Genomic DNA, 12,513 nt, shown 5'->3' on the forward strand with positions numbered 1-12,513 from the left:
TGTCAGGCAGTAAAGGCAGGGTTGAATATTATGAGAAATAAATCTTTGGATGCAGGGAAGGCAATGGCTGCATTTGGTGTGGTGTTTATCCATGTTTCCTTTCCGGGACAGACCGGGCAGATCATAAAGGCGCTTGCCAGATCAGCAGTTCCGTTTTTCTTCATGGTGTCCGGATATTTCTGCTATTATAATAGAAGAAACACCGACAGAGGAAAACGGATCACAGATAAAATACCGGCGAAAGTGCAGCATATCCTGACACTTCTGGCTTTCGCGGTACTCTTTTATTTCCTGTGGGAAAGTGCGATGCATCTGGTGGAAAAAGAAGCTATAGGACCGTGGCTGCAGGAGATGGTGAAGAAGGAACATCTGAAGGAACTGTTTCGGTATAACAGCACTTCACAGCTTAAACCACACCTGTGGTTTTTGCCGGCACTGATATATTGTTATATTCTGGATTATTTCATCGAGAAACTACATCTGGGAAAACTTGCTTATCTGTCTGTCCCTGTGCTTCTGGGATACTTTTTATGGCGGGCGTACTTTGGCAGGTTCCAGGGTGTTTTTTATCATACTATGGAATACAGGAATTATTTCTTTATGGGAATGCCCTTTTTCCTGACAGGACAGATGATCCATGAGTATGAGAAATTGCTGGACAGGAAGCTGTCCTGGCAGGTGCTGGCAGTGGGTGGGCTTCTGGGAAGCGGGGGCATCATATGGGAATATTTTCAGGCCGGTGCCAGGGAAGTGTATCCGGGAAATGTGCTGCTGGCAGTGTGCCTGTTTCTTCTGTGTATCCTGTATGATACGAAGAGCAGAAGACTTGAGTATCTGGCTGTGCTTGGCAGAGAATTTGCATTTCCGATCTATCTGTTACATCCGTCAGTAGCAGAACTGATGAAAAAGTTGGCAGACTTTCTGGGTATCAGCCGAAACCCGGCATATCTGTGGCTGCGTCCCATTCTGGTCTGTGGCTGCACTATTTTTCTGGTCCGGGCTGTAAGCAGACTCTGGTCATCACAACAGAAATGTGGTATAGTATTCAGGAGACACAATTAACATAAGAAGCAAAGGAGAAAGAATGTCGGATAGGAATCAGGACAAAGAGAAGAGGGAGAAACAGGGAGATCCAGAGCATGATGAGAGCGTGCTGAATCCGGAGAGAAAGGATGAGCTGGATCTGTCGAAGAAGGAACGGCGCCTGATTGAAAAAGAAAAGTTAAAAGGCATGGGAATCGGGAAGAAGCTGGAGTATATCTGGATGTACTATAAGCCGGTAATCTTCGGCGTGATCGCAGCCATAGCTCTTGTTTTCGGAGTAAGAGATTATTACGAAGGCCTGAAAGTCAAGACAGTTCTATCTGTGGCAGTAGTAGACTCCCGGATCGAGGATACAGACAGTACAGCTGAGGAGATCAAGGAACAGCTGGGATATGAAGGAGATAAATACAGCAGAGTTGAGATCAATGTGAACATGACCAGCAATGAAGACGGAGACGGACTGGAATATTATGCACAGATGACTTATGTGACACAGATAGCGGCAGGTACCATGGATATCATGATTATGCCGGAGAAAGTTTACGACACTCTGTATGAAAACAACGACCAGTCTTTCCTGAACCTGAAAGAACTGCTGGGAGAAGAGAGTTTCCAGGCATTCGGAAACCAGACAGATGAGACACATATTTCTGTGACTGACAGTGAACTTGCCACGAAGTTCGGTCTGAGCTATGAACCGATATGTATTGTAGTTCCGGCATCCACGTCAGAAGCCGACAATGCAGCCAAATGGCTGAGTGTCCTTGCAGAGAGGGAGAAATGAACGATAATTTTATGAAAGAGAAACCGGCAGGGCCACTTCTGGCATCTATGGCCCTGCCGATGGTGCTGTCCATGCTTGTGAATTCACTGTACAATATTGTGGACAGCTTTTTTGTGGCCAGAATCAGTGAACAGGCCATGACAGCCCTGTCACTGGTTTATCCGGTACAGAATCTGATCAATGCCATTGCTATTGGATTCGGTGTCGGCATCAATTCCCAGATATCTTTCTATCTGGGTGCAAAGAATATGGCGAATGCAAACAGGGCGACTACCCACGGCATGCTCTTCGGGATCATACATGGTGTGATCATAACGATCCTGAGTATCCCGTTTATGCCTGCATTTCTGGGGATGTTTACAGCAGACCGGACTGTAGTTTCTCTGGGAACCCAGTATTCCACCATCGCCTTTTCATTCTCGGTGGTGATCATGATCAGTCTGTCATTCGAGAAAATTTTCCAGGCAGTGGGAAGAATGAAGATTACCATGATCAGTCTTTTGGTGGGATGTATTTCCAATATTATCCTGGATCCCCTGCTGATCTTCGGAATAGGCTTTTTCCCGAAAATGGGAATCCGGGGTGCAGCACTTGCCACAGGGCTGGGACAGGTATTTACCGTACTGGTTTATCTGGTTGCATACAGGAAATGTCCCATCCCGGTGAAATTCAGCTGGAAATACTGTAAGCTGGAGAAGAATCTGGATCGTAAATTATATATGGTAGGAATTCCGGCAACTTTAAATATTGCCCTGCCATCTGTACTGATCTCATTTCTGAATCAGCTGCTGTCAACCATTTCCGACAGCTATGTGGTAGTGCTTGGAATCTATTATAAGCTTCAGACTTTCCTGTATCTGCCTGCAAGCGGTATCGTACAGGGAATGCGTCCTCTGGTGGGATATAACTACGGCGCAGGGGAGCGAAAGAGAGTACGGAAGATCTTCGGTCTTTCCCTGGGAGTCAATGCGCTGATCATGCTAGTGGGAACTGTGATCTGTTTCGCAGCAGCCACCCCATTGATGGCAATGTTTACCTCCAATCCGGAGACTGTAAGACTTGGATCATCTGCACTGAAGATCATCAGCATCGGCTTTATCCCTTCCGCGCTGTCTGTCACAGCCAGCGGAGCCCTGGAAGGCCTGGGCAAAGGAACCCAGTCACTGGCGATCTCCATGCTGAGATACATCATAGTGATCATTCCGGCTGCCTACATCCTCTGTTTCTTCGCAGGGGCAGGAGCTGTATGGAATGCATTCTGGATCGGGGAGGCAGCTACCGCTGTGTTCGTATTTTTCTATTCCCTTCCGAAAGTGCTGGGAGCGGAATAATTCAGTCTGTTTCCGTACTGTCTTCTTCACCCTGTTCCGTATCGGAACTTCCACCACTTAAGATACTGGTGATCACTTCATCCGGAACACCTGCATCGGAGAGATTACTCAGGATTTCCGTGAAATCCATAGTAGCTGCGTAAGCGGTCATAGCGTCTTCGTCATAAGCACTGTAGGATTCGGTGATGGAAGAAAGATCCGGGATATCCACGGTTTCTCCTGCACCGGAAGTAATGCTGAGAGTTCCCAGGGTACTTCCTCCGCTTGTAACAGAAAGGCTGATGGAACCGGTATCTTTCGTAGAAGCGATATCCATGATCAGTGCGAAATTCTGAAGAGCAGCAGCATCTTCGTTCGCTATATCCTCTGCAAAAGTAATAGTATAGGTTCCATTCAGATTGCCTTCTTTCTCAGAGGCAACATCATAATCTTTCACTTCAATATTTACAACAGGTGAGGAATCCTGGCTGAAAGTATAGGTTCCGTTCAGCTTATCATTCTCAATCTTTCCGCTTCCGGAAAGTTCGAAAGAACTGTCGTCTGCAGTTACAGACAGAAGATAACCGAAATCAGAATCAGTCTTCGGCATCTTCCAGGTCAGGATCGGGGTATCTGTATCACCCTCATGAATTCCCAGTTCACGTCCTGCGATGTCGCCATTTCCGTCAACCCAGATCCTGGTAGAGAGATAAGAATCTGTATCAGAAGTATCCACATCTTTCAGAGAATCCAGCCCTGTATCAATGGCCTTTATGAACTGGTCGTAGAGATCCTCACTGTCAGGAAGGATCTGTGCCCAGTTTGACAGGATTCCCTCCAGTTCCTTGTCTGATTTCGCTTCGGACAGGATGGCATTGGCCATTTTCACACCGTTTTCCAGAGTAATCTGGCCTTCATAGACTGTACAGTCAGCACTTACATCACCGGCAGTGAGAGTATCCTGGCTGCTTTCCCCTTCTGTCACATTGTCGAAGATCAGAGTACCATATTTGTTCAGAAGTTCTTCCAGTACAGAACCCTCCGGCATGGATGCAGAGAGATCGGAAAAAAGTGAAACAGAAGCGTTCAGTCCTGCAGAATAACCTTCCATGAAATCAGAAGAAGCAGTAACTGCACTGTCCAGGTCATCACTCAGATCAGAAGCAGCCTCTTCCAGTGATTTCGCCTGGATCTCAGCGGCTTCTTTCAGGTTTACTTTTATATATTTATCTGAGAGTTCAGGAATCTTCATGAAAATATCCTGTGTTTCAGGATCGAGGTAATATTCGATAGTACAGATCTGGGTGTCGTTTAACAGAACTTTCATCAGGATGCCCTCTTTACCATCCACAAAAGAACTGGTAGTAGAAAGAACCAGGCTATCTGCCCAGGAAATATCATCAGGAACCAGGAATCCCAGCAGAGAACGTCCGGAATCCTCCAGTTTCAGGGAAATATCCGCCTGCGCTCCGGACATCAGGGTTTCACTTGACTTCATGGATTCAGCATAAGCAGAAGTGAATTCAGCCACAGATTTCGCCCAGGCTTCCTTTTCGGCAGCTGAGTAGGAATCGGCACCAAAGGCAGCAGAAGGAACAGCGGCAGCACCAAGAACAGCAGCAGCACACAGGGCAGTTGTTTTACGTAACCATTTTTTTCCTTTCATAAGAACCTCCTTATTATGTTCTGGCATAATTACCATAAATTGAAAGATAGACGGTAAACCAATCTATGTATATTTTATCAGAAAAAAATAAAATATACCAGATATATTTAAGAAAATACTGAAAATTCCGAAGAATCCGGTTACTGTAGATTCTGTACAGTGTGAGAACTGTATGGATGAAATCGTGAAAGAACATAATCACAGATTATAGATGAACTATAGGATATAAATCAAAACTATAAGGATCTATACGAATTCCATATAAGGCTTTTCGTTGACAAGTATTCCCTGACTCGTTATACTAGTATTCATATTGAAACACTATGAAATATAAAGACTGATATACGCTGCCTGGGACAGAGTATTCAGCCACTAAGATAAAAGGGGAATGCCAATATGAAATTTCAGACCAGATTATTACACGGAAAAGCAGTAGATACTTATGCCAATGGAGCCACAGTACCGCCGGTGAGTTTCGCCAATGCATTTGCCTATGAAACCTCTGAACAGCTGGAAAAAGTTTTCCAGAACCGTGCACCGGGATTTGCCTACAGCAGGATTGCCAATCCCACAGTAGATGCTTTTGAGCGAAGAGTGAATGAGCTGGAAGGCGGGATCGGAGGTGTAGCCTGTTCATCCGGAATGTCAGCAGTTACTCTGTCACTGTTAAATATTCTTCAGGCAGGAGATGAGATCATTGCAGGAAGTGCCCTTTTCGGCGGAACCCTGGATCTGCTCCACGATCTGGAAGCCTTCGGGATCAAAGTACATTTCATCCCGAAAGTGGAGAAAGAACTGATAGAGCCTCATCTCACAGAGAATACCAAAGCCGTATTCGGAGAACTTATCGGAAATCCGGCCCTGAACGTAATGGATATCCGGGAAACCGCAGATTTTCTCCATGAAAAAGGAATCCCTCTTATCGTAGACAGCACCACAGCCACTCCTTATCTGGTAAATCCCATCCAGTACGGTGCTGATGTGGTAGTACACTCCACGTCCAAATATATCAACGGAAGCGGCGATGCCATCAGCGGTATCATCATCGACAGCGGAAACTTCAGCTGGAACCCACAACGTTACCCGGGAATGGCAGATTATAAGAAATACGGCAAATTCGCCTATCTGGTGAAACTGCGCAATGGAATCTGGCGAAACATGGGCGGATGCCTGGCCCCTATGAATGCCTACTTAAACATTATCGGAATGGAAACTCTGGGACTTCGCATGGAGCGTGTCTGTAACAACGCATATCAGCTCGCCCAGGCACTGGAGAAACTGGACGGAGTCACCGTCAATTACCCCCTTCTGGAATCTAGCCCATATCATGACCTGGCCCAGACCCAGTTAAACGGCAAAGGCGGCGCTATCCTCACCATCCGCACCGGCTCCAAAGAACGCGCCTATCAGCTCATCAACAAACTGAAATACGTAAAGATAGCCACCAACATCGGCGACGTCCGCACCCTGGTCATCCACCCCGCCTCCACCATCTACATCCACAGCACCCCGGAAGCAATGGCCGAAGCAGGCGTATACGAAGACAGCATACGCATCAGCGTAGGAATCGAAGACATCGAAGACCTGATTGCAGATTTTACGGAAGCGGTGGAAGGGCTGGAATAGAAGAATAACAGTATAATCCAAAGGATAATGCATTATAATAGAATAAAAAATGCCTTGAAAATATAAGAGGTGGATGCTAAGATAAAAGTAAAGCATATTTCTCTTAATTTTCAAGGCATTTTTGCCGTCTGATATTCTTAAATTCATTTCAGAAATTCATGCTTTTATTTCAATTATAATAACAAAGCAGGAGTTCTGAATAGAGTTAAATATAGTACGACATGTTCTTGAACTCCTGCAAAACAGGAGGTATTGCTTATGGCAAAAAGAAAGAACAGACAAGTTACAGTAAAGAGAAAACAGACTGATTCTGGAAAGATTGCAGCTAATCGTAACTATAAAGATACGGTTTTCAGAAAACTCTTTTCGGAGAGGAAAAATCTATTGTCACTGTATAATGCAATTAATAGAACGGCATATACAGATGAAAATGCACTTGAGATTGTTACACTGGAGAGTGCCATCTATATGGGGATGAAAAATGATTTAGCTTTTATGTGAACTTCCAGTAATTTTTCCGCCTAAAGAAAAAAGAACAAAAATAAAATCATAAAAAATCCCGGTTTTCTGCGCTTTTCCATTGCAGACAGCCGGGAAATATAGTACAATTATTTTAGGCGGATAACCGCCTAGAAGGAGGGCGCTATGTATCTGGATTTTTTAGTGAAAGTACCAACTGTAAAAGGCAAGATCACACGAAGAAAAAAGTCAAATGTTGTATATATAGAGTATGAGTATGACCGGGTTTATGATCCATCCCGGAAGTATACTTTTCCCAAAAGAGTAACAATCGGAAAACTGTCAGATACGGATCCGGAACTCATGAAACCGAATCAAAATTTCCTGAAATATTTCCCCGATGCAGAGCTTCCGGAAAGCAAAAACAGGACTTCCAGAAGCAGCTGTCTCAGGGTAGGAACATATTTTGTACTGCGTAAGATCATAGAAGAATGCAGCTTGAACGATATCCTTGGAAAGTATTTTGGATCGCGTGATATGGGGCTGTTTTTAGATCTGGCTGTTTATTCGATCATAGCAGAAAACAATGCAGCGCAGTACTATCCGGATTATACATACAACCATCCACTTTTTACGGAAAAGATGAAACAATACAGCGATTCAACCGTATCAGATTTCCTGAATTCAGTAACAGATGATCAGAGTACAGGATTTCTGAATACATGGAATGAGTCACGGAATTACCGTGAAAAGATTTATATTTCTTATGATTCAACGAATAAAAACTGTCAGGCCGGGGATATAAAAATGGTGGAATTTGGGCATCCGAAAGTAGATATGGGAGAGCCGGTATTTAATTATGCAGTTGCGTATGATACTCATAATCAGGAACCATTATTTTATGAAAAATATCCAGGAAGTCTGAATGATATCTCCCAGCTTCAGTTCATGCTGGATAAAGCATCCGGATATGGTTATAAGAAGATCGGATTCATTCTGGACAGGGGATATTTCAGCTGCGAGAATATACAATATATGGATAAATGTGGGTATAGTTTTGTTATCATGGTGAAAGGGATGTCTGCCCTTGTGAATGAACTGATCCTGGAAAATAAAGGGACATTTGAAAATAAGCGGGTAAACAATATCTATGAATATGGAGTTTACGGAAAGACAATACGGCACAAACTGTATGCAAGTGATAAAAAAGAGCGTTATTTTCATCTGTATCATAGTATTTCCAAAGAAAGCGCAGAACGGATAGAGATTGAAAATCGGATCAACCAGATGACACAGTATCTGAAAAAGTACCAGAATAAGGTAAAGGAATTCGGTCCTGGATTTGAGAAGTATTTTAACCTTCATTATGATGAAAAGAGCCAGGCTTTTATACTACCGGAAGAACGGTGCAGTGTGGTAGAAAGAGAACTGGATCTGGCAGGATATTTTTGTATCGTTACATCGGAAAAGATGAGTGCGAAAGAAGCAATCGAACTGTATAAGAGCAGGGATGTATCGGAGAAACTATTCCGCGGAGACAAATCATATCTGGGAAATAAGAGCATCCGGGTGTATTCAGAAGAATCAGCAGGAGCGAAGATATTTGTTGAATTTGTAGCCATGATAGTGCGCTGCAAGATGTATATAAAACTAAAAGGAGAAATGAAAAAACTGGATAAGAAACTGAACTATATGACTGTACCGGCGGCAATAAAAGAGCTGGAAAAAATAGAAATGGTACGTCAGTTAGACAATATATATCGTCTGGATCATGCAGTAACAGCGAACCAGAAAGTAATATTGAAAGCCTTTGGACTGGATGCGAATAGTATAAAATACTTTGCATCAGAGCTGAGTAAGGAACTGAAAGAAGCAGAATAAGGAAGGAAAATAAAGATGGCAAGAACAAGAAAAACAAGTAAGGAAGCATTGGAAGAAAAAATTAAAAAAGCAGAGGCTGATGTGATCGCAGCGAAGAAAAAGTATGACCAGGCAACAGCAAATCTGAAAGAACTGTTAGATAAGCGGGATGCCATAAGAAAAGAAGAGATCCTGTCAGCAGTTGTAAAAAGTGGGCGGTCATATGAGGAGATCATGAACTTTTTAAATGCAGGATCAGATGGAGAAAAGACGGAAAAATAGAATTATTTTGAAGCACAGATATAGGGACTCTCGATTCAGTCGGAAAAAGACTGGAAGTTCACATGTTGAGTTTTATAAGACATTAGAGTAGTATATTATACTAGGGGTTGATACTTTGAGTAAATATTATTCTATACATGAATTTTCAAAAATTATAGGCGTATCTGCCCAGACATTACGAAATTGGGATGCCAATGGAAAACTTCATCCGCATCATACTACAGTAAGTGGCTATAGATATTATTCTGATGAGCAACTCAACCAGGTAATAAATGTAAAGCCTAAAAACCGCATTACAATTGGATATTGTCGTGTTTCCAGTCATAAACAAAAAGATGATCTGGAACGACAGATTGATAATGTTAAAACATATCTTCTGGCAAAAGGACAGCCGTTTGAGATAATAAGTGATATCGGTTCCGGAATTAATTATAAGAAAAAAGGGCTCCAGAAATTGATCAGGCGAATATCTCAAAATCAGGTTGAAAAGGTTGTTGTTTTGTATAAAGATCGGTTACTGCGATTTGGTTTTGAGTTGATAGAATATATTGCTTCACTTTATAATTGTGAGATTGAGATTATTGATAATACTGAAAAGTCCGAACAGCAGGAACTTGTTGAAGATCTGGTTCAGATAATTACTGTATTCAGTTGCAAATTACAAGGAAAACGGGCAAACAAAGCTAAGAAACTTATCCGAGAATTGATACAGGAGGAAACAGATGGTAAAAGCCATAAAAGTAATGCTGATACCAAATAACGTGCAGAAAACTAAGTTGTTTCAGTACGCCGGTGCTTCAAGATTTGCCTATAACTGGGCTTTGGCAAGGGAAATAGAAAACTATGAAAAAGGCGGAAAATTCATTTCAGATGCAGAATTCAGAAAAGAATTTACAAAGCTTAGACATTCTGATGAATATGCATGGTTATTGAATATTTCAAATAATGTAACAAAACAGGCGATCAAAGATGCCTGTACTGCTTATAAGAACTTTTTCAGGGGTTTGCAGAAATTCCCAAGATTCAAGTCAAAAAAGAGGTCAATGCCGAAGTTCTATCAGGACAACGTTAAGATACGATTTAGTAATACCCACGTTAAATTTGAAGGCTTTTCCTCCAGCAGGAAAGCCAATAAACAAAAAATGAATTGGGTAAGATTTGCAGAACATGGACGAATTCCGACAAATGCTAAATATATGAATCCGCGAATATCCTTTGACGGATTGAACTGGTGGATCAGTGTATGTGTAGAATTTCCTGACTGTAGGGAAATACTTAATGATGACGGAGCCGGTATAGACTTGGGAATCAAAGAACTGGCTGTCTGCTCTGATGGAACTAAGTATAAGAACATCAATAAGAGTCAGAAAATAAAGAAATCAGAAAAACAGAAACGCAGATTACAGCGTAGTATCTCTCGTTCTTACGAGAAAAATAAGAAAGGGGAAAGTTACTGTAAAACAAATAATGTGATCAAAAAGGAAAAACTTTTATTAAAACGAAATCACAGATTAACAAACATCCGTAAAAATTATTTAAATCAGACCATATCGGAGATCGTAGATCGAAAACCAAGATTTATATGTATTGAAGATCTGAATGTCAGCGGAATGATGAAAAACAGACATTTATCCAAAGCAGTTCAGGCACAGGGATTTTTTGGGTTTAGAAAACAGCTTGAATATAAGTGCAGCGATAAAGGAATCCAGCTTATTGTGGCTGATCGGTTTTATCCATCATCAAAGCTTTGTAGCTGTTGTGGAAACATCAAAAAAGATCTGAAGTTATCTGACAGAGTTTATAGATGTGCGTGTGGGAATATGATTGACAGAGATTTCCAGGCATCTATAAATCTCAAGACTTATGGAGAAAAATTTGCAGGCTGACATTGAAACGTTAATGCAAATATGTACGGATACGTTAGTCCGGAATTTACGCCTATGGAGAGTACAAGAACTTGTGAGTAGATTGATATTTATATCATCAAAAGCATACTCGTTGAAGTAGAAATGGAACATAGAAGTTTATAACTTTTTATAAGTTTTCAGTAACGGTGGGAGAAATCTGATGAATGTAATGCCGATACAGGAAGTGATTGACAGAGTAACGGAAATTTGTAAAAAGAACGGTGTGAAGAGATTAGATTTATTTGGTTCTTTTGCTACAGGAACAGCTACGCCTGGATGTAGTGACATTTTCAAACTTGAGGATGAACTTGCGGATATACCGACTCTTCGGAAAATCGATATTTTTGAATTTGAGACAATACATAATGAATTTTTGCTGGAGGATATAAAGAAGTATGGAAAGCAAATATATTAACAGATATAATACTTTCTGCAGAAGTGTGAAAAGCTGGAGTAATACTATAAAGAATAAATTATAAATTAGATATTGCATTTTCACTAAATTTCTATTAAACTGTCTGTATCATCACAAACTACACAACAGATGGACTGGAAATAGGACGTTGTGTAAAAAAGAAATAAAGAAATGAGGAAACGTGTGGAAATGAAAACATCATTAGTTATTATGGCAGCTGGTATTGGATCACGCTTCGGGGGCGGAATCAAGCAGCTGGCTCCTGTAGGCAGAAACGGAGAGATCATCATGGATTATTCCATTCATGATGCCATTGAAGCAGGATTTAATAAGATCATCTTCATCATCCGTAAGGACATTGAGGATGCATTTAAGGAAGCTATCGGTGATCGTATTGAGAAGATTTGTGATAGTCTTGGTGTGGAGATCGCATATGCATATCAGGAACTGGGTAATCTTCCGGAGGGTGTAGAGCTTCCGGCAGACCGTACGAAACCGTGGGGAACCGGTCAGGCTGTTCTGGCATGCAAGGATGTACTTCATGAGCCATTTGCAGTTATCAATGCAGACGACTACTATGGAAAAGAAGCTTTCGTGAAGCTTCATGATTTCCTGGAAGGATACACACCTGAGAAGGCTGATGAATATTGCATGGCAGGTTTCATCCTGAAGAATACCTTAAGTGAGAACGGTGCAGTTACCAGAGGAGTCTGCGAGACCAATGCAGAAGAGTATCTGACTGCAGTTCATGAAACTTCCAATATCGTAAAGACTGCTGATGGTGCAGCAGTAGACAACGATGGCGAGAAGACTGCTATCGATCCAGAGTCTTATGTATCCATGAACATGTGGGGACTGACTCCGGAATTCGTACAGATCCTGGATGATGGTTTCAAAGAGTTCTTTGAAACTATGGGAGACAAGGATGTTTTAAAGGCAGAATATCTGCTTCCAATCTATATTGATGAGCTTCTTCAGGCTGGTAAAGTCAGCGTGAAAGTTCTGGATTCCCATGACAAATGGTTCGGTGTCACTTATAAAGAGGACAAGGACTATGTGGTAGAATCCTTCGGAAAGCTGATTGATGCAGGTGTTTATGCAGAAGATCTTTTTTCAGATCTGAAGAAATAATAAGAGAAAAAGAAAACAGCAGGCTGTCA

The 12,513-nt window shown here is 41.9% G+C and carries 12 protein-coding genes; 11 read left to right on the plus strand and 1 reads right to left on the minus strand.

The window, feature by feature from the left end; genetic code table 11:
* Positions 1-30 precede the first annotated feature (30 nt).
* Genes R8695_RS05185 through R8695_RS05195 form a run of 3 tightly spaced genes read left to right on the plus strand, consistent with a single transcriptional unit; the run spans position 31 to position 3,159 of the window.
* A complete protein-coding gene (locus tag R8695_RS05185) occupies positions 31-1,062 on the plus strand; it encodes an acyltransferase (protein ID WP_167515443.1) in 1,032 nt (343 codons plus the stop codon).
* A gap of 22 nt (positions 1,063-1,084) precedes the next feature.
* The gene (locus tag R8695_RS05190) at positions 1,085-1,828 is read left to right on the plus strand and encodes a hypothetical protein (protein WP_154779718.1); all 744 of its coding nucleotides are present in this window, start codon (positions 1,085-1,087) and stop codon (positions 1,826-1,828) included.
* Complete coding sequence (locus R8695_RS05195; protein ID WP_118508602.1) at positions 1,825-3,159, plus strand: MATE family efflux transporter; 1,335 nt, start codon at positions 1,825-1,827, stop codon at positions 3,157-3,159. Before R8695_RS05190 ends, R8695_RS05195 begins: the two co-directional genes overlap by 4 nt.
* A 1-nt stretch (position 3,160) precedes the next feature.
* Here the strand turns inward: R8695_RS05195 and R8695_RS05200 are convergent, their stop codons facing one another.
* The gene (locus tag R8695_RS05200) at positions 3,161-4,804 is read right to left on the minus strand and encodes a hypothetical protein (RefSeq protein ID WP_154779719.1); all 1,644 of its coding nucleotides are present in this window, start codon (positions 4,802-4,804) and stop codon (positions 3,161-3,163) included.
* Positions 4,805-5,200: 396 nt separating this feature from the next.
* On the opposite strand from R8695_RS05200, the gene R8695_RS05205 reads away from it, so the two are divergent.
* From R8695_RS05205 to R8695_RS05240, 8 genes are all read left to right on the plus strand, one after another.
* Entirely contained in the window at positions 5,201-6,430 is a 1,230-nt protein-coding gene (locus R8695_RS05205) for an O-acetylhomoserine aminocarboxypropyltransferase/cysteine synthase family protein (RefSeq protein WP_154779720.1), read from the plus strand.
* A gap of 258 nt (positions 6,431-6,688) precedes the next feature.
* Complete coding sequence (locus R8695_RS05210; protein ID WP_330584998.1) at positions 6,689-6,931, plus strand: hypothetical protein; 243 nt, start codon at positions 6,689-6,691, stop codon at positions 6,929-6,931.
* 144 nt (positions 6,932-7,075) lie between these two features.
* On the plus strand, positions 7,076-8,770 hold the full coding sequence (locus R8695_RS05215) for an IS1634 family transposase (RefSeq protein ID WP_154779721.1): 1,695 nt from the start codon (positions 7,076-7,078) through the stop codon (positions 8,768-8,770).
* 15 nt (positions 8,771-8,785) lie between these two features.
* A complete protein-coding gene (locus R8695_RS05220; protein ID WP_118508624.1) occupies positions 8,786-9,031 on the plus strand; it encodes a hypothetical protein in 246 nt (81 codons plus the stop codon).
* A 115-nt stretch (positions 9,032-9,146) separates the two neighbouring features.
* On the plus strand, positions 9,147-9,791 hold the full coding sequence (locus R8695_RS05225; protein ID WP_154779722.1) for an IS607 family transposase: 645 nt from the start codon (positions 9,147-9,149) through the stop codon (positions 9,789-9,791).
* Positions 9,754-10,917 carry an RNA-guided endonuclease InsQ/TnpB family protein gene (locus tag R8695_RS05230; RefSeq protein WP_154779723.1) on the plus strand — a complete coding sequence of 388 codons (1,164 nt, stop codon included), beginning with the start codon at positions 9,754-9,756 and terminating at the stop codon, positions 10,915-10,917. The genes R8695_RS05225 and R8695_RS05230 overlap by 38 nt, the downstream gene beginning before the upstream one ends.
* Positions 10,918-11,098: 181 nt before the next feature.
* Entirely contained in the window at positions 11,099-11,353 is a 255-nt protein-coding gene (locus R8695_RS05235) for a nucleotidyltransferase family protein (RefSeq protein ID WP_154779724.1), read from the plus strand.
* Positions 11,354-11,542: 189 nt separating this feature from the next.
* Positions 11,543-12,484, plus strand: coding sequence for a nucleotidyltransferase family protein (locus tag R8695_RS05240; protein ID WP_154779725.1), 942 nt, complete (start codon positions 11,543-11,545; stop codon positions 12,482-12,484).
* Positions 12,485-12,513 lie beyond the last annotated feature (29 nt).

The organism is Blautia luti, from assembly GCF_033096465.1.
GTDB classification, from domain to species: domain Bacteria; phylum Bacillota; class Clostridia; order Lachnospirales; family Lachnospiraceae; genus Blautia_A; species Blautia_A luti.